Genomic DNA, 26,797 nt, shown 5'->3' with positions numbered 1-26,797 from the left:
TTTAGAGGGCGCGAACCACTGAATTGCTTGTCGATCAAGTGACCTTGATGGGTTCCCGTACGCGTTGTTGCGTCTTGGTCTGAGTCTTGGCCCAGTTTTCCGGCAGGTTGATGAAGTCGACCAGTTCACGCAGACGACCGTGATCGCGGGCGTTGAAGGTGAACGAGAGTCGCGCCAGGTGGCTGAACTGTGCTTCGTCGTGTTCCTCTCCACTGTAAGCGTGTTGATGAAAGTGATCGCTCAGGCAAAGGTCGGCAAAGGCCTTTTGCATGTGCTCAAGCGCCTGTTCGCTTAGTTTGTAGTTCATGCGGATCACAAACTGATGCTTCAGCCAGCGGCTGGAGTGGAAGTTGCTGTAGAACTGGTTGATTTCCTGCACTGCTTCATCGGCGCTATACACCAGGCGAATCAGTTTCATATCGCTGGGAAGAATGTAGCGATTGTCCTCCAGTTGATTGCGAATAAAGTCCAGAGCGCCTTGCCAGAAACTACCGCCCGGCGCGTCCAACAGCACTACGGGTACCAACGGGCTTTTGCCGGTCTGGATCAGCGTCAGTACTTCCAACGCTTCGTCCAGCGTGCCAAAGCCGCCAGGGCAAAGCACTAGAGCGTCGGCCTCTTTGACGAAAAACAGCTTGCGGGTAAAGAAAAAGTGGAAAGGCAGCAGGTTGGCTGTGCCTTCGACGGTTGGATTCGCATGCTGCTCGAATGGCAGAGTGATATTGAATCCAAGGCTGTGTTCGAGACCAGCGCCTTCATGAGCGGCGGCCATGATGCCTCCGCCTGCGCCCGTGATGACCATCAGGTTCGAGCGAGCCAATGTCGCACCGAGTTCCCGGGCCAGACCGTAGAGGGGGTGTTCGATCGGCGTACGTGCCGAGCCAAAGACCGTGACCTTGCGCCGACCTTTGAACTGCTCCAACACACGGAAGGCGTGCTCTAGTTCGCGCAGGGCTTGTAGGGTGATCTTGGCATTCCAGCGATTGTGGTCTTCCTGGGCCATGCGCAAGACAGTCAACATCATGTCGCGGTAAATCGGGATGTTCGGGCTATTGGGTGCAACCAGGTTGAGTTGCTCTTCGACCTTGCTGGTGAGGTCGCTGCCGTTGCTTTGAAAATGACGGCTTAGGAGGTCATTCGGTTCGTAAGGCATTCAACTTCTCCTTCTGCACAGAACCCTTCGCACGGGCGAGATATTCGCCAGCGCCACGACACTGCATGCATCGCTGTCAGCCCAGATTATCGCCTGAGCACTACACCTGACCCGACAGGACCTGAAGCACTGATGTGGCGATCGAGTCATCCATACAGGTTCTGTTTATTCCTTGGATGAAAGGAACATTCGCACTGCAAGACGCTGTTGGGCAACCCCCATTTTTGCCCTGAAAAATTAACAGGAATATTCTGAATCTAGACCCTCTCGGCGATTTGTGCTGACTTGATCATGGGCCTGGAAAGTCTTGGCTGGCAATAGCTTATTGCCGACTTACAACGGAGTTTCACCGCTCGTCAGAACCTGCGCAGGGCTGCGCTGGCTCTGATTTACTAAGTTACAGCCGCAGTAATACATCTTTGCGTCAAGGGTAGGACGCAAGGCATTAGGGCTGAGGATTTGATCGCGTAATTATTGGCAAACCAGCGGATGCAAAGAGGCTTGAAATGACCAGAGTAATTCTGGAAATTGATACGCAGTTGTATCGGCTGTTGCAATCGGCGGCTGAGGCCAATCATCTGAGCTTTGACGATGAGTGCCGTCGACGTCTGGAAGGTGCCGAGCGGCGCTCACAGTATTTGCAGGCGTTGGTGGCAGAGCTGCGCGCCGATGATCAACAGCGACGCGCAGCTGAGCAGTGATTACTTTTTCTTCTGCTGTAGGCAGTCAGATTCTTTGAAACGCTCAGAGGCTACCGGGCGGTTGGTTTTATATTCAGTAAATTCGTAGCGCATGATCGCCCCCTTGGCCATCAACTTTCGATAGCTCTCGTTACGGCAGACGGTAGCGCCTAACTGGAAATACACCGCTTGCGGATTTGCGCGCATTTTTTCTGCATGGCTTGCCTGCACGCTGAGGTGGTTGATCAGCTCTTTGCCTTCAACGGTATAGCCCTGATCGAGAATGTCCTCGTTGATGGCGCGTGGAGTGCCAACGCTGCTTTCCGCGGCAACCTTTTCCAGCATCTTGCTCAGTTCAAAGTCTTGCTTGGACGCAGCCTGGGCACTGAATGGCAACGCCAGCAGAAGGGCAACGGTGGGAACGATAAAGCGCAGCATGAAACTCTCCTGGTTCAGTGACTGGTGCTTCGACCAGCCACGCGACTGTGCGTTCAGTGGCGGCGAATTATAGGTGAGCCGGTGTGGACGGTACAGGCTTGCGCCGGCCGCTCTGATAAACTGCGACGACTTTTTGCCCAAACGAGTTTTTTTCGTGCCGATTCTTTCCCCTTGCCATCTTCGTCTGTCATGAGCCACGCCGTTTCCCGCTTGCGCGCCCAACGTCTCGCCCGTGCAGTCAAACCCTTTGTCGCACGTGGTTCGCGAGCGGAGCGTTGCCCAGGGTGTCGGGTGATTCCCAGTCATTGCATGTGCGCGTGGCGGCCGCAAGTGACGGCCAAATCGGCGATGTGCCTGGTGATGCATGATGTTGAACCACTGAAACCGAGCAATACCGGTTGGCTGATTGCCGATGTGATTGCTGACACCAGCGCCTTCCCGTGGTCGCGTACGGAAGTCGAACCGGGGTTGCTGGCGCTGATTGCTGACCCGCAGTGGCAGCCCTACATCGTATTTCCAGGTGAGTTTGTCGCGCCGGAGCGTGTAGTGACCGAGGTCAAGCTGGAGGAGGGTAAGCGTCCGCTATTCATTCTGCTGGACGCGACCTGGAGTGAAGCGCGCAAGATGTTCCGCAAGAGTCCTTATCTGGAACACTTGCCGGTACTCAGCCTGGAGCCGGAGCAGCTCTCGCGCTACAAGCTGCGGCGCTCCAAGCGCGACGATCACTTCTGTACCGCTGAAGTGGCTGCTTTATGCCTGGAGCTGGCCGAGGATCAACCGGCCAGTGAAGTGCTGGACGCTTATCTGGATGTGTTCAGCACGCATTATCTGGCGGCGAAGTACCAACAGGCGATCGACCCGGACGACGAAACCCACACGCGTCTGAAACCTTTTCTCTAAGTGATCAGGCAATCACCAGCGCTGGTTTTCTCGGCCAGAGCTGCGCCACCAGCATACCCGTCAGCATCAATGCACAACCGAAATAGCCGCGCAGTTGCAAAGACTCATCGAGCAACCAGGCACCGGCAACGGCTGCGAAGACAGCTTCCAGCGAAAAGATGATCGCCGCGTGTGAGGCGATCGCATCCTTTTGTGCAATTACTTGCAGTGTGTAGCCGATGCCCACTGCAACGATGCCGCCATACAGAATGGCCGGGCCGGCAGCGATAATTGCGCTCCACTGGAAGGTCTCAAAGCAAAACGCCAGTATCAGGCTGACCATTGAGCACATGGCGAATTGCAGGAAGGCCAGACGAATCGGGTCATGACGGCTGGCGAAAACCCCGACCAACACCACATGTCCGCCCCAGACAAAGGCTCCGATGAGCTGTAGCCAGTCCCCCGAGGCGACATGAAAGTTCTCGCCGACGCTGAGCAGAAACATCCCGGCTACCGCCAATATTGCACCGAGCCAGGTGCCCGGCCCCGTCTTGTGGCCAATAATCAGGCCCAATAGTGGCACTACAATGACGTAGAGGCCGGTGATGAAACCGGCATTGGTCACGCTGGTGAATAACAAGCCGACTTGCTGGAGGTTAATCCCGAGGGCCAGCGCCAGGCCCATCAGCCCCCCACCCATCAGCAGTCCGCGAGTAAGCAAAGGCTCTGGTTTGGTGTGATGGCGGTTGCCACGTAACACCAACGGTAGCAGGCAGAGCGAGCCAAGGGCAAAGCGCAGGCCGGAATACAGGTAAGGACCGATATGATCCATCCCGGAGGTTTGTGCGACAAATCCTGATCCCCAGATCATGGCGGTCACGAGCATCAGTACATCGGCACGCAAGACTTGGCTTCGCATGATGGCACTCTTATTAGTTAGCCGATGACTTTGCCGCAAAGCATCCAGCTTGACCACCCCGGCTTCGCTGGGCATGCTTGGCGCCGATTAGGGCGCAACTGAAGTTTTAAACGCCGGTTTTCTGGACTCTTGGCGTTGAACGCGCCTGTGGGTACAGCATTTTTGGCTGCCACCTTGTGTTGCGTTGGCGAGGACTGAATTCATCAGACCTCCCGTAAAAACAGGATCATTTGAAAAATGGCCACATACGAAATCCTGATTGCCGATGACCACCCGTTATTCCGCAGCGCACTGCATCAGGCGGTGACCCTGGGCCTTGGTCCTGAGGTTCGTCTGGTGGAGGTTGCGAGTATTGCGGAGCTGGAAGTCCGGCTGACTGAAAAGGCTGACTGGGATCTGGTACTGCTGGATCTGAACATGCCGGGTGCTTACGGTTTTTCCGGATTGGTGTTGTTGCGCGGCCAGTATCCGCAGATCCCGGTGGTGATGGTTTCGGCACAGGAAGAGGCGTCGATTATGGTGCGTTCCCGTGAATTTGGTGCGAGCGGTTTCATTCCCAAATCCAGTTCACTGGAAGTGATTCAGAAGGCGGTTCGTAGCGTTTTGGACGGCGACGTCTGGTGGCCGCCGCAAGCCTTCGAGGAAATCAGCGTTTCAGCAGAAGCCAAGGCCGCGAGCGCTGGGCTGGCCAGTCTGACCCCCCAGCAGTTCCGCGTACTGACCATGGTCTGTGAGGGTTTACTGAACAAGCAGATTGCCTACGAGCTGAGCGTTTCGGAAGCGACCATCAAAGCCCACGTCACGGCGATATTCCGCAAACTGGGTGTGCGCACCCGGACTCAGGCGGCTTTGCTATTGCAACAACTTGAGTCAATTTCGACTCACTAATAGCCTGTTTTTTCACGCTTTTTTGACTTTCGTTAAACTAGTTTTCCCTCTCATTTTTTCAGTTGCCTACTTTATGTCACCTTTCAAAGGTCAAACCGGTCTTAAACGCATACTCAACGCCGCCGGCTACTCTCTCGACGGCTTGCGTGCTGCCTTTACGGGTGAGGCGGCCTTTCGTCAATTGGTGTTGCTCAACGTCATCCTGATTCCGTTGAGCTTCCTGTTCAACGTCAGCCGCGTTGAGCGGGCGGTGCTAATCGCCGTGTGTCTGCTGGCATTGATTGTCGAGCTGCTCAATTCGGCAGTGGAAGCGGCGATCGACCGGATTTCCCTTGACCTGCACCCCTTGTCGAAAAATGCCAAGGACATGGGTAGCGCCGCCCAGTTCATCGCCTTGAGCATTATCGCCGTGGTGTGGGCGGTGATTCTGATTTAACGGCCGCTTAAGCGATTGTTGGCAGGACTATTTCATCACTGCGCTGCACCCCGGCAGTGAAGGCACGGCACAGTTCGAGAAACTCGCGCATGGCCGAGGTCTGGTACTTCTGTTTGTGCCAGATGAAGTAGAACTGCCGCGCCAGGTCAAGATCCGGCGTTTCTACCGCCACCAGGCTGCCGCGACGGAACGCATCACGCAGTGCAAGTCGCGAAATGCAGCCAATCCCCAGCCCTGATTCCACCGCGCGCTTGATCGCCTCGGTGTGTTCGAGCTCGAGGCGGATGTTCAGCCCGCTGCGGTGATGACGCATGGCCTGGTCGAAGGTCAGGCGGGTTCCCGAGCCTTGTTCGCGCAGAATCCAGGCCTCGTGCGTTAGTTCTTCCATGCTCGCCTGGCCACGCTTGGCCAAGGGGTGCTGGGGGGCGCAAAATACCACCAACTCATCTTCAACCCAGCTTTGCACCTCGATATCCGGGTGGCTGCAATCGCCTTCGATTAGACCCAGATCAATTTCATAGTGGGCAACCTGTTGCACGATATTCGCAGTGTTTTGCACATGGAGCTTCACCTGGCTTTCGGGATGGCGCTGCATGAAGCTGCCGATCAGCAAGGTCGCCAGATAGTTACCGATGGTCAGCGTGGCGCCGACCGCCAGTGAGCCGAAGCCGGACTTGCCGTTGAGCAGGTCCTCGATCTCTTTGGCTTGATCCAGCAGGGCTACGGCCTGTGGCAGCAGTTGTCGGCCCAGAGCATTGAGGCTCAGGCGTTTGCCAGCGCGATCAAAAAGCTGGCAGCTGGATTGGCGCTCAAGCTCGGTGATTGAGGTGCTGGCGGCCGATTGAGAAAGCGCCAGCAAACCCGCAGCACGGGACACGCTTTCCTGCTGGGCGACGGCGACGAATACTTGAAGTTGACGGAGAGTAAATCGCATATCTATATAACCGATAACCCTTATCTTAATAATCCATTTAACAGATATTGTCGCCGCCATTAGAATGTTATGCAATTGCGCTCAGCTCACTTGGCGCAGAGCATGCGCAGACAAATTCCCAGGAGTCCCCGTACATGAGCAACATGAACCACGAGCGTGTCCTCAGTGTTCATCACTGGAACGACACTCTGTTCAGCTTCAAGTGCACCCGCGATCCGGGCCTGCGCTTCGAGAACGGTCAGTTCGTGATGATCGGCCTGCAACAGCCCAACGGCCGCCCGCTTATGCGCGCTTACTCGATTGCCAGCCCGAACTGGGAAGAGCATCTCGAGTTCTTCAGCATCAAGGTTCCAGATGGTCCGCTGACTTCCCAGTTGCAGCACTTGAAGGAAGGCGACGAGATCATTATCAGCAAAAAACCGACTGGCACCCTGGTGCTGGACGATTTGAAGCCTGGTAAGCATTTGTACCTGCTCAGCACCGGTACCGGTCTGGCGCCGTTCATGAGCGTCATCCAGGACCCGGAAACCTACGAGCGTTTCGAAAAAGTGATCCTGTGCCACGGCGTGCGTTACGTCAACGAAGTCGCTTATCGCGAGTTCATTACCGAGCACCTGCCGCAGAACGAATTCTTCGGCGAAGCGCTGCGTGACAAGTTGATCTACTACCCAACCGTGACCCGCGAGCCGTTCGAGAATGAAGGCCGTCTGACTGATCTGATGCGCAGCGGCAAGCTGTTCAGTGATATCGGCCTGCCGCCGATCAACCCGCAGGACGACCGTGCGATGCTGTGCGGTAGCCCGAGCATGCTCGACGAAACCAGCGAAGTGCTCAACAGCTTCGGTCTGAAGGTTTCTCCACGCATGCGTGAACCGGGTGACTACCTGATCGAGCGCGCCTTCGTCGAGAAGTAAGCCTTTTCCTTTGGGATAGGGCTTTTGTGGGAGCGAGCCTGCTCGCGATGGCGATGTATCAGTCGACATTGATGCTGAATGTCTGACTGTAATCGCGAGCAGGCTCGCTCCCACATAAAAGCAAAAGCCCGCGTTGCCTGAGAAGGCAGCGCGGGCTTTTTCGTTTCTGACGATTTATTCGACGGGGATGACTTCCAGCACGCGGATCAGGCCGGGCTCGGGGTAATGCCAGCGCACGTCCAGATCCCAAAACTGTGCGCCATATTCGCGTTCCGCTGTAGGAATCTGGTAAGCCGGGCGTGGGTCTTGGGCCAGACACTGCTCGATCAGCTCCACCAACGGCTCCTGCAGGCGCTGAGCGTGCTCGTGAGCCTGTTGCAGGGCAGAGCCCGTCCAATGCACCGGAATCAGATCTGGCGCGGCGCTGGCGATGCTGTTGGACGCTGTATCGACGATGTCCGCATAAGGCACGTAGGGTTTGATGTCGAGAATCGGTGTGCCATCCAGCAAGTCGATACCGGAGATCCACAGGCGATCGGCTTCGACTTTGTCGAGCTTGACCACTGATTGGCCGATGCCGTTCGGACGATGGGTGGCGCGGGTGGCGAATACGCCCATGGATTTATTACCGCCCAGGCGGGGCGGGCGGACCTTGAGTCGTGGTTTGTCTTCCAGAGCCTGATGGAACAGGAACAGTAACCAGACATGACTGACCTGCTCAAGCCCTTGCACGGCATCGCCCTGATCAAATGGCGCGACCAGCTCCAGAACGCCACGCGCGGCCGGCGCCAGTTGCGGTTGGCGCGGAATGGCGAATTTCTCCTTGAAGCAGGAGCGCACAAAACCGATGGGGGAAACGCTATAGGTCATGGTCTGGGTCGAAGCGGGGTGAGGGCGGGCATCATAACCCGAGCGACCGTTGGATCGGTGGTGACTGACAGATCGCCATCGCGAGCAAGCTCGGCTCCTACAGTTGATCGCGGCGCCCCATGACGGCGGGCTCGCCCTTGATCTTGTAGGAGCCGAGCTTGCTCGCGATAGCCTCACCGCCGATGTCAGAGACTAAACCCACCATCCAGCGGAATGATATTCCCGGTCATGTAAGCCCCGGCGGTGCTCGCCAGGCTGATCGCCAGTGCGGCCATTTCCTCCTCACGGCCCCAGCGCTTCATCGGGATCAGTGCGGTGTCTTCGGCCAGCGCCTGTTCATCGTTGCCGATGTGCTGAGTCATTTTGCTCGGGAAGCGTCCGGGGGCGATGACGTTGACGTTGATGTGTTGGCTGACCAGCTCGCGAGCGAGAATCCGCGACAGTTGATGCAGGGCCGCTTTGCTCGGGCCATAGGCATACGCCTGTTCGCCGAACGAGGAGATCCCGGCCACCGAACCGATATTGATGATCCGCGCCGGGTTCGCCGCTGACCCGGCCTTGCGCAATAGTGGCAAGAACTGCTGGATGCAATTGAATACCGAGGTCACATTCAACTGCATGACCTTTTCCCAGCCTTTGACCGGGTAGCTCTCCAGTGGCGCGCCCCAAGTGGTGCCGGCATTGTTTACCAGAATGTCCAACTGGCTGATCTGTTCACCCAGACGTGCCGCCAGTTGCTGCACACCCTCTTCGTTGGCGAGATTGACGGCCAGGGCGTGGCAGCGGCCCAAGGTGCTCAATTCTTCAGCGGTCTGCTGGCAGGCTTCGGCATCGCGGGCACAGACATACACCGTAGCCCCAGCCTCAACGAAAGCCTTGGCGATCATTTTGCCGATACCACGGGTGCCGCCGGTCACCAGGGCGGTGCGGCCTTGCAGGGAAAAGTAAGGGTGCATGGCGAGTCCTGAGGGCTAAGGGTAAGTGAATACCCTAGTCGTCAGGCGCGAAAAGCGGAGCCATTATTATGCAGCGCAATGAGCAAGCATAAGGTTTCAGGTGGCTGAGAATCGCCACCTGAAACCAGGGCAATCAGGTGCGAACGCGCAGGGTCAGGCCCTTGAGGAAGTTGCGCAGCAATTGATCGCCGCAGGTGCGGTAGTTGGTGTGGCCGAACTTGCGGAACAGTGCGCTCAGCTCAGGCTTGGACACTGGGAACTCGGCGGCCTTGAGGATCGCGTGCATGTCGTCTTCCTTCAGTTCGAAGGCAACCCGCAGTTTCTTCAGAATGATGTTGTTGGTCACCGGAAGCTCAACCGGCAACGGCGGACGGCTTTCGTCCTTGCCGCGCTTGAAGATCACCAGGCCGTCGAGGAAATGCGCCATGACGTCGTCCGGGCAGAACACGAAGCCTTCTTCCTCGTCTTTTTTCAGGTAAGTGAGGACGTCTTCCTTGGTCACTTCCAAACCGCCGAGCTTGATGAGTTCGACGACTTTGTTGTCACTGATGTCGAGCATGTAGCGCACGCTGCGCAGTACATCGTTATGAATCATGTTTGCAGTCCTGATCAATCAGCTGTGAGCGCCGCAGAGAAGCGTGCGGCGTCGAAATGTGTGGCAGCGCAGAGCGTTAGAACTTCTCTTTGCTGGACAGGTAGCGCCATTGGCCAACCGGTACTTTGCCGATGGAGACCCCCCCGATACGGATGCGACGAACGGCAACGACCTTGAGGCCGACGGCTTCGCAGAACAGGGCGATCACGCCCGGTTGTGGGTTTTTCATCGCAAAGCGTAGGCGGTTTTCGTTCTGCCAGCTGGCTTTGACTGCCGGCAGTTCCTTGCCTTTGTAGGTCAGGCCGTGGTTCAGGCGGTTGAGACCGTGGGCGACCATGTCTCCGGAGACCTCGACCACATACTCCTGCTCGATCTTGTTGGAGTCGGCAGTCAGTTTGCGCAGAATCTTCCAATCCTGGGTGAATACCAACAGGCCGCTGGCGTTGGCTTGCAGGTCCGAACTGGCGGTCAGGCGCAGGAAATGCCCCTTGAGCGGACGCTTGCTGTAGCGGTGCTCTTCGCTCAGGGTTTCAGGGCCGATCAATTGCATGGCGCTTTCGGCATTCATACCTGCTGGCGCGTGCAGCAGGATGGTCACCGGCTCCGGTGCAGTAGCCTTGGCTTCGGGATCGAGCTCGACTTTTTGCGTGTCAACTTTGAACTGCGGTTCATCGATGACCTCGCCGTCCACCGTGACCCAGCCGCCCTCGATGAACAGCTCAGCCTCCCGACGGGAACAGCCGACGAGTTCGATGAGGCGTTTGGAGAGACGAATCGGGTCAGTCATGACAGGGGCCGTAACAAAAGAGGGCGCCCATTGTACCTGCCTGGCGCCGGTTAATCGCGGGTCCATTTGAAGACTGTGGTTTTTTCGATCTTTGTTATGTTCAGCTATGCGTTTTTAGCCACGTTGAGCCCTTTGCTGCGCCTGTTTCAAACGCATATGCAGTAACGGATAGGGCTGACCCATGCCATCGTGCTCCGAACGGCCGATCACTTCGAACCCCTGTTTGTAATAGAAGCCCAAGGCCTGCGGGTTCTGTTCATTGACGTCCAGCTCATCGGCATTCAAATGTTCGATGGCGTACCGGAGCAATTGTTTGCCCAGGCCCTGACCACGGTGGCCTGGGTCGATAAAGAGCATTTCGACCTTGCCCGCGGCGATGCCAGCAAAGCCGGTGATGCGCTGGCGATGATCCTTGGTGCAGATCAGCATGACCGCATCCAGGTAACGGGTCAGCACCAGGTTCTTCAGCAGTTCGATGTAGCTGTCCGGCAGGAAATCGTGGGTGGCGCGTACCGAAGCTTCCCAGATCCGGGTGAGCTCCTGATAGTCGCTTTGCTTCGGTGTCTGGATGACCGAGTGATGGCGCATGCCACCTGCTCCTTATACGGGTTGGGGCGTTAATGCCTTGGGCGCTAAATCCTTTTATTGACTGAACAATAGCCGTAAAAAAGCCCCGCATCTTGTCGAGAGAGCGGGGCTTTTCAATTTTTTACACCTTAGCGCTTTTCAGCCCACAGGTCGTACTCGTCGGCGTCGGTCACTCGGCACCAGACTTTGTCGCCTGGTTTGAGATCACTGGCGTCGTCGATGAAGACGTTACCGTCGATTTCCGGAGCGTCGAAGAAGCAGCGGCCAACGGCGCCTTGCTCGTCGACTTCGTCGATCAGTACTTCGATTTCCTTACCGATGCGCAGTTGCAGGCGAGCCGAACTGATGGCCTGTTGGTGCGCCATGAAGCGGTCCCAACGGTCTTGTTTGACGTCGTCTGGCACAACTTCCAGATCCAGATCATTGGCCGGAGCGCCTTCGACTGGCGAGTACTGGAAGCAGCCCACGCGGTCGAGCTGGGCTTCGGTCAGCCAGTTGAGCAGGTACTGGAAGTCTTCTTCGGTTTCGCCGGGGAAACCGACGATGAAGGTCGAGCGGATGATCAGGTCCGGGCAGATGACGCGCCAGTTCTTGATTCGTGCCAGGGTCTTGTCTTCGAAGGCCGGACGTTTCATGGCCTTGAGGACTTTCGGGCTGGCGTGCTGGAACGGGATATCCAAGTACGGCAGGATTTTCCCGGCAGCCATCAACGGGATCAGCTCATCGACGTGCGGATACGGGTAGACGTAGTGCAGGCGAACCCAGACGCCGAGGCTGCTCAAGGCTTCGCAGAGTTCGGTCATGCGGGTTTTTACCGGCGCGCCGTTCCAGAAACCGGTGCGGTATTTGACGTCGACGCCATAGGCGCTGGTGTCCTGGGAAATGACCAGCAGCTCTTTGACGCCAGACTTGACCAGGCGCTGGGCTTCGTCGAGCACATCGCCAACCGGACGGCTGACCAGTTTGCCGCGCATTGAAGGGATGATGCAGAAGCTGCAGCTATGGTTGCAGCCTTCGGAAATTTTCAAGTAAGCGTAGTGGCGCGGGGTCAGCTTGATGCCTTGCGGCGGCACCAGGTCGATCAGCGGGTTGTGATTGAGGTTTGGCGGCACGACCTGGTGTACGGCGTTGACCACTTGCTCGTACTGCTGCGGGCCGGTTACCGCGAGCACGCTCGGGTGAACCTTGCGGATGGCGCTCTCTTCTACGCCCATGCAGCCGGTGACGATGACCTTGCCGTTTTCCTTGATGGCTTCGCCGATCACTTCCAGGGACTCAGCCTTGGCGCTGTCGATAAACCCGCAGGTGTTGACCACCACGACGTCGGCGTCCTGATAGGTGGACACGACTTCGTAGCCTTCCATACGCAGTTGCGTAAGGATGCGCTCGGAGTCGACCAGTGCTTTTGGGCAACCCAGTGAAACGAAGCCGACCTTTGGGGCGGCCGGAGTGGCGGTGGACATAGCTAACCTCGGTGTTTTGTGACGCCTCAAGCCGCTGGCGGCAAGGCGACGGAGGGGCGCTTGGCGCGCCTCTGATCAAAAAGTGCGCAATTCTAGCGATGGGCAGCGCACTTGACCAGCTTTATGCAGGGAAATACGACGAGTGCTGCGCTATGCTTCGCCGCGTTGCGCCATACCGAATTATTACGGACGACAAATCGTCTGTAACGGTAAGAAAAACAGCGCATGCTGCACGGCAAAGCATAGTGCTTCTTTTAAAGAAGTCTGGGTCTGAGTAGTAGGAGTGGTTGATGGGTCAGGCAAGTAGTCAGGCAGTGGGCTCTGGGCATTCCGGGACAAGGCCCTTGGGAATGCTGGTGGCGGCGGTCGGGGTGGTTTATGGCGATATCGGCACCAGCCCCTTGTACACCCTTAAAGAGGTGTTCTCCGGCAGCTATGGGGTGCAAGTCAACCAAGACGGTGTATTCGGGATTCTGGCGCTGATTTTCTGGTCGCTCATCTGGGTGGTCTCGATCAAATACGTGCTGTTTATTCTGCGGGCTGACAACCAGGGCGAGGGTGGGATTATGGCCCTTACTGCGCTGGCCCGGCGTGCGGCGGCGCCCTATCCGCGGTTGCGGGTGGTGCTGGTGATACTCGGCCTGATCGGCGCCTCGCTGTTCTACGGCGACAGCATGATCACCCCGGCGATCTCGGTATTGTCAGCAGTCGAAGGTCTGGAGCTGGCATTCGATGGGCTCGAACGCTGGGTCGTGCCGCTGTCACTGATCGTATTGGTCGCGTTGTTCCTGATCCAGAAGCACGGTACGGACCGTATCGGCAAGATGTTCGGGCCGGTGATGGTGTTGTGGTTCGTGATATTGGGAGTGTTGGGGATTCATGGCATCGTCCAGCATCCCGAAGTGCTCCATGCGCTCAATCCGGCTTGGGGCGTGCGCTTCTTCGTCGTTCATCCGGGCATGGGTGTGGCGATTCTGGGGGCGGTGGTACTGGCCCTGACCGGCGCTGAAGCCTTGTATGCGGACATGGGCCACTTCGGTCGTAAGCCGATCGCTCGCGCCTGGTTCGCCCTCGTGCTGCCGGCGCTGGTGCTGAATTACTTCGGCCAGGGCGCATTGCTGCTGGAAAATCCGGAAGCGGCGCGTAACCCGTTCTACCTGCTGGCGCCGAGTTGGGCGTTGATTCCGTTGGTGATCCTGTCGACTCTGGCCACGGTGATTGCTTCCCAGGCGGTTATTTCCGGCGCGTTCTCCCTGACCCTTCAGGCGATCCAGCTGGGTTACATACCGCGCATGCACATCCAGTACACCTCCAGTGCTGAAAAAGGCCAGATCTACATCGGTGCGGTGAACTGGGCGCTGATGGTCGGGGTGATCCTGCTGGTGATCGGCTTTGAGTCTTCCAGTGCGCTGGCTTCGGCCTACGGCGTGGCGGTGACCGGGACCATGCTAATTACCAGTATCCTGGTCGCGGCGGTGATGCTGTTGCTGTGGAAATGGCCGCCGATCCTGACGGTACCGATCCTGATCGGCTTCCTGCTGGTGGACGGCTTGTTCTTCGCCGCCAACGTGCCGAAAATCGTTCAGGGCGGTGCCTTTCCGGTATTGGCGGGGATTGTGCTGTTCATCCTGATGACCACCTGGAAGCGCGGTAAGCAGTTGCTGGTAGATCGCCTGGACGAAGGTGGACTGCCGTTGCCGATATTTATCAGCAGTATTAGCGTGCAGCCGCCCCATCGCGTGCAAGGTACGGCGGTTTTCCTCACGGCCCGGGCGGATGCCGTACCTCATGCCTTACTGCATAACCTGTTGCATAACCAGGTGCTGCATGAGCAGGTGGTGTTGCTGACTGTGCTGAACGAGGACACCCCGCGAGTTCCTGCGCAACGGCGTTTCGAGGTGGAGTCTTATGGTCAGGGGTTCTTCCGGGTGATCCTGCACTTCGGCTTTATCGATGAACCGGATGTGCCAGAAGCCCTGAAGCTGTGCCATCTCGATGAGCTGGATTTCAGCCCGATGCGCACTACCTACTTCCTCAGTCGCGAGACGGTAATCGCTTCCAAACTCGAAGGCATGGCCCGTTGGCGTGAAGCGTTGTTCGCTTTCATGCTGAAGAACGCAAACGGTAACCTGCGGTTCTTCAAGTTGCCGGTGAACCGGGTGATTGAACTGGGTACTCAGGTCGAAATGTAAGCAATATGAAAAAGCCCCCGTTGCCTTGCGGCAGCGGGGGCTTTTTTGTAGGTGACGCTCAGATCACTGTTCAGCGACCTTGGTCTTGCCCTGGCGCTTCTCGATTGCATCGACCAGGCGTTGAGCCAGGGCCGGGTAGTTCTCGTCGAAGTGGTGACCACCGGGCAGCTTCATGGCCTCACCGACTGCGGTCTTCTCGGTGCAACCGCTTTCGTCGACTTCTTCTGCGCCATAGATGCATACGACTTTGTCCGCTGGCAGCTTGGCCATTTCCGGGCCGGTGGCGGCTTCTTTGCCGGCATTGCCCAGCCAGCCTTCGACCTGGATTTCGAAACTGCCGGTGCGAGCGAAGGCCAGCAGGATAATGGCGTCGACCCTTTGCTGCTCGGCTTCTGGCAGGCGGTTGTAGATGGCCGGCAATACGTCGGCGCCAAAGGAGTAGCCGGTCAGCACGAAGCGTTTGGTGCCCCATTTCTGCCGATAGTGCTGCATCAGTTCGGCGAGGTCGGTGGCGCTTTGCTCCGGGCTCTTGTGTTGCCAGTAGTAGCGCAGGGTATCGATGCCGACCACGGGGTAGCCGATCTTGGCCATTTCGCCGGCTACATCACGGTCCAGGTCGCGCCAGCCGCCGTCGCCCGACAGGAACAGGGTTACCGTGTCTTTGGCCTGGCCGGCGGGTACTTCGACCACCGGGATGTTCAGGCCACCATTCCCCTTGTCGGAACCGACAAGGATCTTGCGCAACTCATTGTTCAAGACTTGCGGCAAGTGGATGTCGTAGTCGCTGATGCTGGTTTCGGCGTTGGGTTGATCGCGGACAAAGCCTGCGCTTGTGTCGTCGGGGTTGTCATTCCAGGCCACCAGCCAGTGACCGTGAGCGGCGGTTTTGGGCAGCAGGTGGGTGCAGCCGGGTTTTTCCAGTGCAAGGTCCACGGACACGGCCTGGGCCTTGTCATTGGTTTGCTCGGATAGCCAGCGCCAGGCCAGGATTGCCCCAGGGCCGATACCGCTGACCAGGGTGGCTGGACCGTTTAGTTGTTTCAGGGCCGACTGCAGTGCGTCCCCCTGCAATGTGCAATCGGCGGGCAGGATCACTTGAACGATCTGCGCAGCGCCACCTTGGCTAAGTGTCAGCAGTTGTTTGTCGTTGAGCTTTTGATCATCCGTCACAGCCACGACCACTTGCGCGCGCGCAGTGGTGCCGGGAATGACGCGAGTCGTTGTCGAGCCATCGGCTTGTGTCAGGTGTTCAAGCGTCGGCTCTGGCGCTGGGCGGTTCCAGAACCAATAGCCGCCACCGAGGAACAGGGCAAGCACCACCAGAGTGGCCAGTAAATACCGCCAGGAGCGTTGAATCATCAGCGTTTCACCAATCCAGTCAAGCCGCCCGCAATCAGGGCGGCGGTATCGGCCAGTGCCACCAGCGGATCAAGTCCGGCGGGCACGGCCATGTAACGGGGTTCCCAGTCAGGCTGGAACTTGTCTTTGAAGCGGCGCAAGCCTTGGAAATTGTAGAGTTGCTCGCCGCGGCTGAACACCATCGAGCCGAGGCGTTGGGTCAGCGGTGCGCCACGACGCGGTTGTAGACCCGACAACGGCACCATGCCCAGGCTAAAACGTGCATATCCATGATTTTTATAATGTTGAATCAGACCGACCATCATGAACTCCATGGTCAGTTTGGGCGCGTCAGGATGGGCGCGCATCAGGTCGAGGCTGGCCAGTTCATGGCCGTAGGTCTCAAGCAGGTTGGAAAACGCCACCGGGCGCCCTTCGAAACGAATAATCGCAACGCGAAAATGCTTGATGTAATCATCGCTGAAACGGCCAAGGGAGAAGCCTTTCTCGCGTACGTTCTTGCCCGTCAGCCAGGCATCGGAGATGGCCTTCAGCTCATCCATTGGTGCGTGACCCGGTTCATGGATTTCCAGCGACAGGCCGTCCCGCGTGCCACGGTTCCAGGTGTAACGCAGGTCCTTCATCTCTTTGCCTTTGGCTTCGAGATCAAAGCGCTGCAGATCGACCCGTGCTTCTTCACCGAGTTTGATTGCGGTCAGACCGATGTCCATGTAGTACGGCAGGTTTTCGGCACGTACTTGATAGAACACTGGCCGGGCGTGATGGAGGTCGCAGAGGTCGCGGAATTGCCAGATCATCTCGGCCCGTTGCTGGGTCGGGCCAATCGGGTCATACAGCGCTACCAGGCTGCGACCGCGACGGGCGTACATCAGGAACGCGTCGTCGTTGGGATGAAACAGCAACGCCTTGTCACCGGTCAAGGCCAGGCCGCCGTCCGGTTGGGTCGAGGCCATGAGAATCTTTACCGCCTTGTCGAGCTCTTCGGCGTTTGGTAGATGGATCACCGGGCGCGCGGTGCGTAGCAGCCAGGTCAACGACACTACCACCAGCAACACCGCAGCGCCGAGTAGCGAGCGCAAGCCGCGCGGAGCATCGGCGTCGAGGGTGAACTGCCACCAGAGTTGATGGCTGTAGGGCACGTCCTGGTAAGCAAACAGCAGCAGCCAGGCCGATGCGCCAAGGACACAGAGGCTGGCGACCAGATAAAGGGGTGAAAACGGTAATTCGGTCAGGCGGCTCGGGCGATAGAACGAGCGCCTGAACACGCTGAGCAGGCAGGCGATCAGTGTCAGAAGGCAGGCTTCTTCCCAATCGAAGCCTTTGAGCAATGAAAGCAGGGCACCCACCAGCAACAACACCATGGTCAGCATCCATGCTGCGGACAGGCGGCGCCGCAGCCCCTGTGCCAGGAGCAGGCACAGTACGCCGATCAGGCTTGCACCAAAATGCGAGGCGTCGATCAAACGGTCCGGGACAAGGAAGTCGATGGCTTCGAGGCGGGTATCGATTTCCGGTGTAGCACCGGAAAACAGCAGGACCATACCGGACAGGAACACCAGTACCGCCAGGATCGGCGCGGCAAGGCCCGAGGCTACTCGCAGCGATTGGCGAGACTGGAACAGCCGTTGTGCTTCGTTGACCAGCAGTAACAGGCAAGCCACCAGCAGCGGCAGAACCACGTAGATCAGGCGATACAGTAGCAGGGCTGCCGCCAGTGGCGCGGCACCGAGTTTGTCGGCGAAGGCCGCCAGCAGAATGGCTTCAAACACCCCGACACCGCCGGGCACATGGCTGAGTACACCGGCAGCCAGCGCCAACAGATAGACCAATATGAAGGCACCGAAGGGTGGCGCTTCAGGCAGTAATAGATAAAGCACGGTGGCGGCAGCGGCCACATCCAGCGCCGTGATCACAAGCTGCAGGAAGGTCAGGCGGCGGCCTGGCAGGCGCAGGGTCCGGCGTCCGACACGGACCAGCAAGTTGTCCGGGAGCGGTTGTTCCGGCAGACGGCGGCGGTAGATGCCTATCGCCAGCATCGCCCCGAGAAGCAGTACGGTGACGGCAATCGCACCCAGCAGGGTTTCGGACAGGTTCAGCGCAGCAGCAGCAGCTGGCAGGTCGCTGAGGGTGGCCAGGGCTGCCAATGGTGGTAGGGCGCAACCCAGCGACAGACTGGCAAACAGTGTCATGTGGGCGACGTCAGAGGCCCCTAGGCCAAAGCGTGCATATAAGCGGTAACGCACCGAACCGCCGGACAGTAGCGAAAGACCAATGGCATTGCCGATAGCGAAAGCGGTGAACCCCCCCAGGGCTAATGTGCGCGGCGGCAATTTCACGCCGGCATAACGGCTGGCTGACCACTCATAGCCCAACAGAATGATGAAGCCAACGATGGTTGCCCCTAATGCACCGAGCAAGGCCGGCTTTGGCACTTCCAGGATTGAGTCATGCAGGGCATACAGATCGAGTTCGCTCAGCAGGTGGCGACAGGCAATCAGCGCGATAGCGAATAACAGCAGAGTGATCGCCAGACCGATGGGTTGACGGTATTTACTCAACAGGTCCAGCCAGCGCAGGCGAGTGGCTGTGATCGGTTGGGTCGCTGTGACGGTGTCTTGTGAATCAGACGAGTTGGCGCGCATCAATCACCTCTTGGATTGTGCGCGACAGGATGGGGGTATCCGGCCAAGTTACCAATCCCTATGGAAAAAATAATTTCGAATATTAACGCGTCTCATCGTAATTCGACGACACGCGCAATCAGTAATAGAGGGTGTTGCCTGCGACTCAGCATAGCCTGCACTGAGGTGATTCCGATTGACGGTCGACAATTCGGCGCATATTGCCAGGTCATTGTTGCGAAAAGACATTTTCGACAGATACAAAAAAGGCCACTCTTTCGAGCAGCCTTTTTTGATGTTTGGTTGCGGGAGCCGGATTTGAACCGACGACCTTCGGGTTATGAGCCCGACGAGCTACCAGACTGCTCCATCCCGCGTCTGTGTGGCGGCATTCTACAGGCGAACGCTTGAGTGTCAACCGTTAATGGTCTACTGGGTCAAATAAGTGCAAATAAGTGGCGAACGGTCGGCTGGGCGGGTTAAGTGCCAGAAGCACAAGGGATTTTCTTTTGTGCTATTTCGGCCGCTGACGTGAGGGGAGGTTGCCAGAGGGTGTGACTGTAAAAGTCGGCGCGCACAAAAAAGGCCACTCTTTCGAGTAGCCTTTTTTGATGTTTGGTTGCGGGAGCCGGATTTGAACCGACGACCTTCGGGTTATGAGCCCGACGAGCTACCAGACTGCTCCATCCCGCGTCTGTGTGTCGGTATTCTACAGCGGATCGCTGGGTTGTCAATGTGTAACCTTAAAAAACTGTTCCTGTTCAATTGCTTAGCTTATCGAAAGGGGAGGCAGGCAAGCCTTGAGGGCCCGCTACGTAAGGGGTTTGGCTCTATTGATGATCTTGTTGTGATTGATAAAATAAATCTATTGGAGGTTTTTCCTACGTATACAGGCGAAGATTTAAAGCACTGGTGCTATATACAGGTGTCGGTGAGATACTGCCGATTCGTTTCACCTTTACCTCTTTTGTCCTCAATGAACACTGTCTTATATGACGCAGCGCAAAATCATCCACGTCGACTGTGATTGTTTCTATGCCGCTATCGAGATGCGCGACGACCCGCGCCTGGCCAGTAAGCCGCTGGCTGTTGGTGGTTCGGCGGAGCGGCGTGGGGTGATTGCCACCTGTAACTACGAGGCGCGGGCCTACGGGGTGCGCTCGGCCATGTCTTCCCGGCATGCCTTGAAGCTGTGCCCGGATCTGGTGATCGTCAAGCCGCGTATGGATGCTTATAAAGAAGCGTCGAAAGAGATTCAGACGATCTTTCGCGATTACACCGACCTGATCGAGCCGTTATCGCTGGATGAGGCCTACCTCGATGTTTCCGATAGCCCGCACTTCGCCGGTAGCGCCACACGTATTGCGCAAGATATCCGCCGACGTGTCTCCAACCAGTTGCACATCACGGTCTCGGCTGGTGTGGCGCCGAACAAATTTCTCGCCAAGATCGCCAGCGACTGGAAAAAGCCCAACGGCTTGTTTGTGATTACCCCGGATCAGGTCGAGGATTTTGTTTCCGCGTTGCCGGTCAGCAAACTGCATGGGGTGGGGAAAGTTACGGCGGACAAGCTGGGAAGGCTAGGCATCGTCAATTGCCTGGAGCTTCGAGACTGGAGCAAGTTGGCGTTGGTGCGCGAATTTGGCAGTTTTGGTGAGCGACTGTGGGGGCTGGCTCGTGGGATCGATGATCGGCTGGTGCAGAACGATAGCCGGCGTCAGTCCGTCAGTGTCGAGAATACCTATGATGTGGACCTGCCCGATCTGGCCAGCTGCCTGGAAAAGTTACCCGAGTTGCTGGAAATCCTGACCGGTCGCATGGCGAGGATTGACAGCAGTTATCGGCCAGGCAAACCGTTCGTCAAAGTGAAGTTCCATGACTTTACCCAAACCACTCTGGAGCAGACGGGGGCGGGGCGGGATCTGGAGGGGTATCAGCAACTACTGACCCAAGCCTTCAAACGGGGCGCAAAGCCGGTGCGGTTATTGGGGATTGGCGTGCGCTTGCAGGATCTGCGTGGTGGGCACGAGCAGCTGGAGTTGTTTAGTCGTTAGGGTTTATCAGGCGATGAAGGCCTTTGTAGCAGCTGTCGAACGCAGGCTTCGCCAGTTGCGACAGGGGTCGCTTCAGCGTCAATCAAACCCCGGGATCTGCCACCAGTCGCCCGGCATCCTTGGTCAGTGACTTGAGGAATTCACGCTGCAATTCAGGATCGTTGCGGGTCAACTCGATCAGGCTCTGTTCCAGCTCGCTGGCTTCTTCTTCCAGGCCCAACTCCGACAGACGTTTTACCCGGTGTACCCACTGGCTGACTTCGTCATCTTCGAGGTCATCGTAGATCAGGTTGTGAGCTTCCAGCATCTTGCCGCGCAGGGTGCTGCTGATAGCCAGGGTTGAGTCGGAACGCACGTCATCCTGAGTATCTTCGACACTGATCTGCAGCTTGCTGATGTGGTTCAGGTCCTGTTCGGAGAACGGGCTGTCCAGCAAGTTCAGGCGCAGTACGCCGTTACGATCAGTACTCAGCTCAAAGGTTTGATTACCGGCCTTGACCTCAACCGGACGCTCGCTCCACGGCAGGCTCGAATATTCCAGGTGTTTATCACGCTGGGTTTCGTCGATTCTGGCCAGGTTTTGTTGTGCGCGACCATGGGATTGCACGTTCATAAACGGGTTGAGCCCGGCAATGCCGTAGCTGATCCAGTCTTTGGTCACGGTGTCTGGCAGGTTGCCCAAGGCGAACACGTTGACAATATTCGCACCGATACCGGCGACCACCGCCACTGCGCCCAGCGGGATCTCATAGATCTCCCGCCAAGGCTGGTAAGGCGTGTAGCGATCATAGCGACGAGTGACTTCGAACTCGGTGACTTCGAAGGTCTTCTGCTCATGAATTCGCACTCGGCGTTGCGGAAGCTCAAGCACCTTAGGCTCACCGACATCGATCTGCAGGCTGTGCTCGAGCAGTTTGCGCTCGATGCGTTCCTCGTGCTCGCTGCGTTGTGACATCTGATTGGCACAGCCGCTGACCAGCAGGGTGCCGCACAGGGCGGCACCACCGAGGCTTAAGGTGTTTCGCTTGAACATGACTTCTCTTGATCTGGTTTCAGCGACGGATACGGGCTTGGAGGAAGGGCAGTACTTCGGCAACCGGAAGCGCTTGCGCCTCGGCCTCGGTGCGGCTCTTGTATTCCAGGTTGCCTTCGGCGAGGCCGCGGTCACTGACCACGATCCGGTGTGGAATGCCGATCAGTTCCATGTCTGCGAACTTGATGCCCGGGCTGGTTTTCTTGTCACGGTCGTCCAGCAACACTTCGAAACCGGCTGCAGTCAGTTCTGCATACAGCTTGTCGGTGGCTTCGCGAACCTGTTCGGTTTCGTAGCGCAGTGGTACCAGGGCGACCTGGAAGGGGGCCAGGGTGTCGCTCCAGATAATGCCGTTTGCGTCGTTGTTCTGCTCGATGGCCGCGGCCACCACACGGGACACGCCAATGCCGTAGCAGCCCATTTCCAGGGTGACAGGCTTGCCGTTTTCGCCCAGCACTTCGCACTTCATCGCTTTGCTGTACTTGTTGCCCAGCTGGAAAATGTGCCCGACTTCGATGCCGCGCTTGATTTCCAGGGTGCCCTTGCCATCCGCGCTTGGGTCGCCGGCCACGACGTTACGCAGGTCGGCCACGGCCGGTACCGGCAGGTCACGCTGCCAGTTCACGCCGAAGTAGTGCTTGTCGTCGATGTTGGCGCCGATGCCGAAGTCGCTCATTAGCTCGACCGAGCGGTCGATGATGATTGGCAGCGGCAGGTTCAGCGGACCGAGGGAGCCGGCACCGGCGCCAATGGCGTCGCGCAGTTCGGCTTCGGACGCCATCACCAGCGGGCTGGCAACGCCTGGCTGGTTGGCGGCCTTGATTTCGTTGAGCTCGTGGTCACCGCGAATGATCAGTGCGATCAGCTTGCCGGCTTCTTCAGCGTGAACCACCAGGGTCTTGATGGTCTTCTCGATCGGCAGGTTGAAGCCTTCGACCAGTTGCGCGATGGTCTTGGCGTTCGGCGTGTCGACCAGGCGCAGCTCTTCCGCTGGTGCTGCACGGGAAGTTTCCCGCGGCACGGCTTCGGCTTTCTCGATGTTTGCCGCGTAGTCGGAACCGTTGCTGAAGACGATGTCGTCTTCGCCGGATTCGGCCAGCACGTGGAACTCGTGGGACCCGGCGCCGCCGATGGAGCCGTTATCGGCTTCGACCGCACGGAACTTCAGGCCCAGACGGGTGAAGACGTTGCAGTACGCCTGGTACATGCGGTCGTAAGTGACCTGCAGCGAAGGCTGGTCGGCATGGAAGGAGTAGGCGTCCTTCATGATGAATTCGCGGCCGCGCATCAGGCCGAAGCGTGGGCGGATTTCGTCACGGAATTTGGTCTGGATCTGATACAGGTTGATCGGCAGCTGTTTGTAGCTGCTCAACTCGTTGCGCATCAGGTCGGTGATCACTTCTTCGTGGGTCGGACCGGCGCAGAAGTCGCGACCGTGGCGATCCTTGAAGCGCAGCAATTCCGGGCCGTATTCTTCCCAGCGACCGGATTCCTGCCACAGCTCAGCCGGTTGCGTGCTCGGCATCAACACTTCAAGAGACCCTGCGGCGTTCATTTCTTCACGAACGATGGCTTCGACCTTGCGCATCACTCGCAAGCCCATCGGCAGCCAGGTGTACAGGCCAGAGGCGAGTTTGCGGATCATGCCGGCGCGCAGCATCAGCTGATGGCTGATGACGACCGCATCGGAAGGCGTTTCTTTCTGTGTGGCGAGCAAATATTGACTGGTGCGCATGGTTGGCCGTTGTCGGTTGCTGATGACTAGAAATGATGGAGCATTGTACGGGCGAGATCTGTTTGCGTACAGGTTTGCAGCCGGGCGTGCCGGGGTAGGGTGGCGAAAGCCAGCAACCCCGGGGGTTCCTAAGATTCTTTGCTGATTTCGTTGATTTCGCTGACTTTGCTAGTTTCGCTGGCTGGGCTGGCTGGGCTGACTTCGCTAGCCGCTGCGGCGTTCACGCGGGCGCGGCGGGTTTCCTGAAACCAATGCAAGGCGATCAGTAATACGGTCGGAATACCCAGCAGGGCGGTGATCAGGAAAAAGTGGTGATAACCGAACTTCTCCACCATCACTCCGGAGTAGCCGCCAATCAGGCGTGGCAGCAAGAGCATGATTGAGCTGAGCAGGGCGTACTGAGTGGCGGAGAATTTCAGGTTGGTCAGGCTCGACAGGTAAGCGACAAATGCTGAGGTGGCCATGCCTGAACTGAAGTTGTCCAGCGAGATGGTGAAGATCAGCATCTGCAGGTTGGCGCCCATGTCGGCGAGCATCAAGAACAGCAGGTTGGTGGCTGCCGAAGCTACGCCGCCGATGAGCAGGATCGGCAGAATCCCGAAGCGCACGATCAGCAAACCGCCCATCCCGGCGCCGACCAGGGTCATGATCAGGCCGAAAACCTTGCTGACTCCGGCGATCTGATCTTTGGTGAACCCCAGGTCGATGTAGAACACGTTGGCCATTACGCCCATGACCGTGTCGGACATCCGGTAGGTGGCGATCAGCCCCAGTAGCAGGAAGGCCTGCCAGCGGTAGCGCAGGATAAAGTCGTTGACCGGTGTCAGCACCGGCGCCAGACCGCGTCGTCCCACGGCCGAGAGGCACAGACTGGTCAGGATGATGTAGAGGATGGCTCGCAGGAAGGCGCGATCCTCCAAAAGCAAGTCCATCAGGCTGACACCGTTGAACAGCACGCCGGCGAAATCGGTGTTGTAAAGCTGGGTAAACATCGCCGGTACGGAAATCAGCAGCACAATCAGCACAAATACCGACACCAACTGATGCACAAAGCTATAGCGCCCGGCCGAGAGTTGGGTGCGCAGCGGTACGGGTGGTTCACGCATGAGGAGCGTGGTGAGCAGTGCCGGGACCATCAATGCCCCGAACAGGACGTAGGTGCCGGTCCAGGCCGAGTGTTTGTAGTTGAAGCCGGTCGAGCCGAAACCTTCGGCGAAGAACAAGGCTCCGGCAGTTGCCAGCAGTGCTGCGACCCGATAACCAGACATGTAAGCAGCGGCCAGTGCAGCCTGGCGGCTGTCTTCGGCAATTTCCAGGCGATAGGCGTCGATCGCAATATCTTGGGTAGCGGAGGCGAAGGCGACGATCACCGCAATGGCTATCAGCCAGGATAGATGCTTTTGCGGGTCGCAGAAGCCCATGCCGATCAGCCCGAGGATGACCAGTGATTGAGCAAGGACCAGCCAGGAGCGACGACGCCCGAGTTTGCCGAGCAGCGGTAGGCGCCATTGATCGAGCAGCGGCGACCATACCCATTTAAAGGCATAGGCCAAACCGATCAGGCTTGCGTATCCAATGGTTTCACGGGCTACACCAGCTTCGCGCAGCCAGACCGAAAGCGTCGAAAACACCAGCATGTAAGGCATGCCGGCGGCGAAACCAAGCAGCAATAGCACGAGCGTCGAAGGGCTGGCATAGGCGGCGAGTGCGGCGCGCCAGGTTTTAGGGGGCATGGGCTGGAGTCTGCCTCAGATTGCGGAAACAAAGCGCGCACTCTAACCGCTGTGCTCTATCGGACGCCAGCCATGACGCTGAATATCAACACGATTGTTCAGGATACTGATGCCTTCCATGCGTAAACGCGCACGCTGTTCATCCCCAGAAGCGCTTCCAGCTGGCAAGCTAATGCGCCCGCCGGCACCGAGAACGCGGTGCCAGGGCAGTTTGGTATCGCCGGGCAACTGACTCAGTGTGCGGCCCACCCAGCGCGCGGCCCGCCCCAGGCCTGCCAGTTCGGAGAGCTGACCGTAACTCACCACTTTGCCTTCCGGGACTTGGGCCAGGGTCAGATAAAGCGTAGTTCGGCGCATCTGTGCCGGGGTTTCGGTTTCGCTGTTGGGGTCAGTCACGTTGCCGCTTCCTGGTGGAGGTTCTGATGCTCCCTCTAGAGTAAATCTTCAATGAGCGTATGAGAAATGAGCTCAACACAAATACCCGGGGCAGTCCTTGCCAAGGCTTTGCGAAAGGGATAATGCCGCCCCTTTTTCGAAAACCTGAGCTTTGCCATTGTTTATGTTGTCCAGAACCCTGTTGTGCCTTGCCGTTATCAGTGCTTCCACGCCCTTGCTAGCCGATACAGTCTGGTTGAAAAACGGTGACCGCCTGAGTGGCAAGATCAAGGTGTTCGACGGTGGAAAACTGTTGATTCAGACCGAATATGCAGGCCAGATCTCGATTGACTGGAAACAGGTCAAAACGCTGGAGAGTGATCAGGAGTTGCTGGTCAAACAGGATGCCTACACCGGTGAAAAAGCCAAATCACTACGGGCTGCCGAAGATGGCAAGGTGACTCTCGCCAATGGTGATGCGCCGAAAACTGTCGAACTGGCGAGTATTCAGCAGATCATCAAGCCCAAGCCGGTCATCGAAGACATGGTGCGGAAAGGCAATGTCGATATGGCGCTGGATTATCAGCGAGCGGAAAAGAACACCGATGATTACGGCATCGATTTCAAAACCTCCGCCCGTCATGGCAAGTGGCGTCATACCCGCCGAGGGTGAGTACAACCGCGAATTCCAGAACGATGTGGTCACCACTGACAATTGGCGTGCTGAATACGCTCTCGACTGCTTTATCACCGAAAAGTGGTTCCGGGAGGGGCGTTTGACCTACAAACGCGACAAGGTTGAAGAGTTGTCCCGGCAGCGCACGGTCGGTACCGGCCCGGGCTATCAATTCTGGGACGATGAGTTGGGTGCGTTCTCTCTGGGCTCGCTGCTCAACCGTACTGACTATGAGTACAAGGGAGGCGGTGCAGACAACTTCTATTCCCTGGCAATGAAGTGGGATTACAACCGCTACCTGATCGGCAAGACGGTGGAGTTGTTCGCTACGGGGGAGGCCGGCAAGCCGTTGTCGGGTGTGGCGGATTACGCCCTCGATGCGGAAGTCGGGTTGCGTTACAAGGTGACGGAGTGGGCATCGCTCAATCTGAAAGCCGAGCGGGACGTGATCAGTGGCACTGAAAATAGTGACCTCGGCAAGACCCGCTACCCTGCTGGATTTGGTGTGGCCTGGTAACA

General features: G+C 57.7%; 23 protein-coding genes, 2 tRNA genes and 1 pseudogene. 8 read left to right on the top strand and 18 right to left on the bottom strand.

Annotated features, from left to right (window positions below):
- Window positions 1–34: 34 nt before the first annotated feature.
- Window positions 35–1,153, bottom strand: coding sequence for an LOG family protein (locus ACZYSM_RS09355; RefSeq protein ID WP_489070993.1), 1,119 nt, complete (start codon window positions 1,151–1,153; stop codon window positions 35–37).
- A 506-nt stretch (window positions 1,154–1,659) separates the two neighbouring features.
- Between ACZYSM_RS09355 and ACZYSM_RS09350 the strand changes: the two genes are divergently transcribed.
- Window positions 1,660–1,854 carry a hypothetical protein gene (locus ACZYSM_RS09350; protein WP_489070991.1) on the top strand — a complete coding sequence of 65 codons (195 nt, stop codon included), beginning with the start codon at window positions 1,660–1,662 and terminating at the stop codon, window positions 1,852–1,854.
- Here ACZYSM_RS09350 and ACZYSM_RS09345 read toward each other — a convergent pair whose 3' ends face one another.
- Window positions 1,855–2,271 (bottom strand): quorum-sensing-regulated virulence factor family protein, encoded by a 417-nt coding sequence (locus tag ACZYSM_RS09345; protein ID WP_489070989.1) that lies wholly within the window; start codon window positions 2,269–2,271, stop codon window positions 1,855–1,857.
- Window positions 2,272–2,460: 189 nt separating this feature from the next.
- Here ACZYSM_RS09345 and ACZYSM_RS09340 point away from each other — a divergent pair, with 189 nt between their 5' ends.
- Window positions 2,461–3,171 carry a tRNA-uridine aminocarboxypropyltransferase gene (locus ACZYSM_RS09340; RefSeq protein ID WP_489070987.1) on the top strand — a complete coding sequence of 237 codons (711 nt, stop codon included), beginning with the start codon at window positions 2,461–2,463 and terminating at the stop codon, window positions 3,169–3,171.
- Window positions 3,172–3,175: 4 nt separating this feature from the next.
- Here the strand turns inward: ACZYSM_RS09340 and ACZYSM_RS09335 are convergent, their stop codons facing one another.
- Window positions 3,176–4,069 carry a DMT family transporter gene (locus ACZYSM_RS09335; RefSeq protein WP_489070985.1) on the bottom strand — a complete coding sequence of 298 codons (894 nt, stop codon included), beginning with the start codon at window positions 4,067–4,069 and terminating at the stop codon, window positions 3,176–3,178.
- Between the two features lie 237 nt (window positions 4,070–4,306).
- On the opposite strand from ACZYSM_RS09335, the gene erdR reads away from it, so the two are divergent.
- Both erdR and ACZYSM_RS09325 read left to right on the top strand, forming a co-directional pair.
- Window positions 4,307–4,957 (top strand): response regulator transcription factor ErdR, encoded by a 651-nt coding sequence (erdR, locus tag ACZYSM_RS09330; protein WP_489070983.1) that lies wholly within the window; start codon window positions 4,307–4,309, stop codon window positions 4,955–4,957.
- A 73-nt stretch (window positions 4,958–5,030) separates the two neighbouring features.
- Window positions 5,031–5,393 (top strand): diacylglycerol kinase, encoded by a 363-nt coding sequence (locus ACZYSM_RS09325; protein WP_489070981.1) that lies wholly within the window; start codon window positions 5,031–5,033, stop codon window positions 5,391–5,393.
- Window positions 5,394–5,400: 7 nt separating this feature from the next.
- On the opposite strand, the gene ACZYSM_RS09320 is transcribed toward ACZYSM_RS09325, so the two are convergent.
- On the bottom strand, window positions 5,401–6,327 hold the full coding sequence (locus ACZYSM_RS09320) for a LysR family transcriptional regulator (protein WP_489070979.1): 927 nt from the start codon (window positions 6,325–6,327) through the stop codon (window positions 5,401–5,403).
- 134 nt (window positions 6,328–6,461) lie between these two features.
- On the opposite strand from ACZYSM_RS09320, the gene fpr reads away from it, so the two are divergent.
- Complete coding sequence (gene fpr, locus ACZYSM_RS09315; protein ID WP_003443014.1) at window positions 6,462–7,241, top strand: ferredoxin-NADP reductase; 780 nt, start codon at window positions 6,462–6,464, stop codon at window positions 7,239–7,241.
- 174 nt (window positions 7,242–7,415) lie between these two features.
- On the opposite strand, the gene tsaA is transcribed toward fpr, so the two are convergent.
- The 6 genes from tsaA to rimO all read right to left on the bottom strand — a co-directional run bounded on the left by tsaA (window position 7,416) and on the right by rimO (window position 12,500).
- Window positions 7,416–8,111 carry a tRNA (N6-threonylcarbamoyladenosine(37)-N6)-methyltransferase TrmO gene (tsaA, locus tag ACZYSM_RS09310; RefSeq protein ID WP_489070977.1) on the bottom strand — a complete coding sequence of 232 codons (696 nt, stop codon included), beginning with the start codon at window positions 8,109–8,111 and terminating at the stop codon, window positions 7,416–7,418.
- Between the two features lie 185 nt (window positions 8,112–8,296).
- Window positions 8,297–9,067 (bottom strand): SDR family oxidoreductase, encoded by a 771-nt coding sequence (locus ACZYSM_RS09305; RefSeq protein WP_489070975.1) that lies wholly within the window; start codon window positions 9,065–9,067, stop codon window positions 8,297–8,299.
- 133 nt (window positions 9,068–9,200) lie between these two features.
- Window positions 9,201–9,662 carry a YehS family protein gene (locus ACZYSM_RS09300; RefSeq protein WP_489070973.1) on the bottom strand — a complete coding sequence of 154 codons (462 nt, stop codon included), beginning with the start codon at window positions 9,660–9,662 and terminating at the stop codon, window positions 9,201–9,203.
- A 76-nt stretch (window positions 9,663–9,738) separates the two neighbouring features.
- Window positions 9,739–10,449, bottom strand: a complete 711-nt coding sequence (locus ACZYSM_RS09295; protein ID WP_489070971.1) for an rRNA pseudouridine synthase — start codon at window positions 10,447–10,449, stop codon at window positions 9,739–9,741.
- A 114-nt stretch (window positions 10,450–10,563) separates the two neighbouring features.
- Window positions 10,564–11,037, bottom strand: a complete 474-nt coding sequence (locus ACZYSM_RS09290) for a GNAT family N-acetyltransferase (RefSeq protein WP_489070969.1) — start codon at window positions 11,035–11,037, stop codon at window positions 10,564–10,566.
- A gap of 128 nt (window positions 11,038–11,165) precedes the next feature.
- A complete protein-coding gene (gene rimO / locus ACZYSM_RS09285; RefSeq protein ID WP_489070967.1) occupies window positions 11,166–12,500 on the bottom strand; it encodes a 30S ribosomal protein S12 methylthiotransferase RimO in 1,335 nt (444 codons plus the stop codon).
- Between the two features lie 290 nt (window positions 12,501–12,790).
- Here rimO and ACZYSM_RS09280 point away from each other — a divergent pair, with 290 nt between their 5' ends.
- The gene (locus ACZYSM_RS09280; RefSeq protein ID WP_489070965.1) at window positions 12,791–14,692 is read left to right on the top strand and encodes a potassium transporter Kup; all 1,902 of its coding nucleotides are present in this window, start codon (window positions 12,791–12,793) and stop codon (window positions 14,690–14,692) included.
- A gap of 63 nt (window positions 14,693–14,755) precedes the next feature.
- On the opposite strand, the gene ACZYSM_RS09275 is transcribed toward ACZYSM_RS09280, so the two are convergent.
- The 4 genes from ACZYSM_RS09275 to ACZYSM_RS09260 form a co-directional block, all read right to left on the bottom strand.
- Complete coding sequence (locus tag ACZYSM_RS09275) at window positions 14,756–16,051, bottom strand: virulence factor family protein (protein ID WP_489070963.1); 1,296 nt, start codon at window positions 16,049–16,051, stop codon at window positions 14,756–14,758.
- On the bottom strand, window positions 16,051–18,693 hold the full coding sequence (gene mprF / locus ACZYSM_RS09270) for a bifunctional lysylphosphatidylglycerol flippase/synthetase MprF (protein ID WP_489070961.1): 2,643 nt from the start codon (window positions 18,691–18,693) through the stop codon (window positions 16,051–16,053). Before mprF ends, ACZYSM_RS09275 begins: the two co-directional genes overlap by 1 nt.
- Window positions 18,694–18,972: 279 nt before the next feature.
- Window positions 18,973–19,049 (bottom strand) — tRNA-Met (locus ACZYSM_RS09265).
- Window positions 19,050–19,288: 239 nt separating this feature from the next.
- Window positions 19,289–19,365, bottom strand: a tRNA-Met gene (locus ACZYSM_RS09260).
- A gap of 299 nt (window positions 19,366–19,664) precedes the next feature.
- Here ACZYSM_RS09260 and dinB point away from each other — a divergent pair.
- Window positions 19,665–20,726 (top strand): DNA polymerase IV, encoded by a 1,062-nt coding sequence (gene dinB / locus ACZYSM_RS09255; RefSeq protein WP_489070959.1) that lies wholly within the window; start codon window positions 19,665–19,667, stop codon window positions 20,724–20,726.
- 82 nt (window positions 20,727–20,808) lie between these two features.
- Here the strand turns inward: dinB and ACZYSM_RS09250 are convergent, their stop codons facing one another.
- From ACZYSM_RS09250 to ACZYSM_RS09235, 4 genes are all read right to left on the bottom strand, one after another.
- Window positions 20,809–21,759 (bottom strand): hypothetical protein, encoded by a 951-nt coding sequence (locus ACZYSM_RS09250; protein WP_489070957.1) that lies wholly within the window; start codon window positions 21,757–21,759, stop codon window positions 20,809–20,811.
- A 19-nt stretch (window positions 21,760–21,778) separates the two neighbouring features.
- On the bottom strand, window positions 21,779–23,494 hold the full coding sequence (locus ACZYSM_RS09245; RefSeq protein ID WP_489070955.1) for a proline--tRNA ligase: 1,716 nt from the start codon (window positions 23,492–23,494) through the stop codon (window positions 21,779–21,781).
- A gap of 128 nt (window positions 23,495–23,622) precedes the next feature.
- Entirely contained in the window at window positions 23,623–25,227 is a 1,605-nt protein-coding gene (locus ACZYSM_RS09240) for an AmpG family muropeptide MFS transporter (RefSeq protein ID WP_489070953.1), read from the bottom strand.
- Between the two features lie 42 nt (window positions 25,228–25,269).
- Window positions 25,270–25,584 carry an MGMT family protein gene (locus ACZYSM_RS09235; RefSeq protein ID WP_489071155.1) on the bottom strand — a complete coding sequence of 105 codons (315 nt, stop codon included), beginning with the start codon at window positions 25,582–25,584 and terminating at the stop codon, window positions 25,270–25,272.
- 202 nt (window positions 25,585–25,786) lie between these two features.
- On the opposite strand from ACZYSM_RS09235, the pseudogene ACZYSM_RS09230 reads away from it, so the two are divergent.
- Window positions 25,787–26,795 (top strand): annotated as a pseudogene (locus ACZYSM_RS09230) (DUF481 domain-containing protein).
- Window positions 26,796–26,797 lie beyond the last annotated feature (2 nt).

It is taken from the genome of Pseudomonas sp. F220 (assembly GCF_057813935.1).
This window is presented reverse-complemented; position numbering and strand designations above follow the sequence as displayed.

Excerpts from the sequence above, each read along its gene's own strand:
- ACZYSM_RS09245 (WP_489070955.1), bottom strand. The coding sequence starts at position 23,494 with ATGCGCACCAGTCAATATTTGCTCGCCACACAGAAAGAAACGCCTTCC.
- ACZYSM_RS09240 (WP_489070953.1), bottom strand. The coding sequence starts at position 25,227 with ATGCCCCCTAAAACCTGGCGCGCCGCACTCGCCGCCTATGCCAGCCCT.
- dinB (WP_489070959.1), top strand. The coding sequence starts at position 19,665 with ATGACGCAGCGCAAAATCATCCACGTCGACTGTGATTGTTTCTATGCC.
- ACZYSM_RS09280 (WP_489070965.1), top strand. The coding sequence starts at position 12,791 with ATGGGTCAGGCAAGTAGTCAGGCAGTGGGCTCTGGGCATTCCGGGACA.
- mprF (WP_489070961.1), bottom strand. The coding sequence starts at position 18,693 with ATGCGCGCCAACTCGTCTGATTCACAAGACACCGTCACAGCGACCCAA.
- erdR (WP_489070983.1), top strand. The coding sequence starts at position 4,307 with ATGGCCACATACGAAATCCTGATTGCCGATGACCACCCGTTATTCCGC.
- ACZYSM_RS09355 (WP_489070993.1), bottom strand. The coding sequence starts at position 1,153 with ATGCCTTACGAACCGAATGACCTCCTAAGCCGTCATTTTCAAAGCAAC.
- ACZYSM_RS09235 (WP_489071155.1), bottom strand. The coding sequence starts at position 25,584 with ATGCGCCGAACTACGCTTTATCTGACCCTGGCCCAAGTCCCGGAAGGC.
- ACZYSM_RS09320 (WP_489070979.1), bottom strand. The coding sequence starts at position 6,327 with ATGCGATTTACTCTCCGTCAACTTCAAGTATTCGTCGCCGTCGCCCAG.
- ACZYSM_RS09340 (WP_489070987.1), top strand. The coding sequence starts at position 2,461 with ATGAGCCACGCCGTTTCCCGCTTGCGCGCCCAACGTCTCGCCCGTGCA.
- ACZYSM_RS09325 (WP_489070981.1), top strand. The coding sequence starts at position 5,031 with ATGTCACCTTTCAAAGGTCAAACCGGTCTTAAACGCATACTCAACGCC.
- ACZYSM_RS09305 (WP_489070975.1), bottom strand. The coding sequence starts at position 9,067 with ATGCACCCTTACTTTTCCCTGCAAGGCCGCACCGCCCTGGTGACCGGC.
- rimO (WP_489070967.1), bottom strand. The coding sequence starts at position 12,500 with ATGTCCACCGCCACTCCGGCCGCCCCAAAGGTCGGCTTCGTTTCACTG.
- ACZYSM_RS09345 (WP_489070989.1), bottom strand. The coding sequence starts at position 2,271 with ATGCTGCGCTTTATCGTTCCCACCGTTGCCCTTCTGCTGGCGTTGCCA.
- ACZYSM_RS09350 (WP_489070991.1), top strand. The coding sequence starts at position 1,660 with ATGACCAGAGTAATTCTGGAAATTGATACGCAGTTGTATCGGCTGTTG.
- ACZYSM_RS09250 (WP_489070957.1), bottom strand. The coding sequence starts at position 21,759 with ATGTTCAAGCGAAACACCTTAAGCCTCGGTGGTGCCGCCCTGTGCGGC.
- ACZYSM_RS09335 (WP_489070985.1), bottom strand. The coding sequence starts at position 4,069 with ATGCGAAGCCAAGTCTTGCGTGCCGATGTACTGATGCTCGTGACCGCC.
- ACZYSM_RS09290 (WP_489070969.1), bottom strand. The coding sequence starts at position 11,037 with ATGCGCCATCACTCGGTCATCCAGACACCGAAGCAAAGCGACTATCAG.
- fpr (WP_003443014.1), top strand. The coding sequence starts at position 6,462 with ATGAGCAACATGAACCACGAGCGTGTCCTCAGTGTTCATCACTGGAAC.
- tsaA (WP_489070977.1), bottom strand. The coding sequence starts at position 8,111 with ATGACCTATAGCGTTTCCCCCATCGGTTTTGTGCGCTCCTGCTTCAAG.
- ACZYSM_RS09300 (WP_489070973.1), bottom strand. The coding sequence starts at position 9,662 with ATGATTCATAACGATGTACTGCGCAGCGTGCGCTACATGCTCGACATC.
- ACZYSM_RS09275 (WP_489070963.1), bottom strand. The coding sequence starts at position 16,051 with ATGATTCAACGCTCCTGGCGGTATTTACTGGCCACTCTGGTGGTGCTT.
- ACZYSM_RS09295 (WP_489070971.1), bottom strand. The coding sequence starts at position 10,449 with ATGACTGACCCGATTCGTCTCTCCAAACGCCTCATCGAACTCGTCGGC.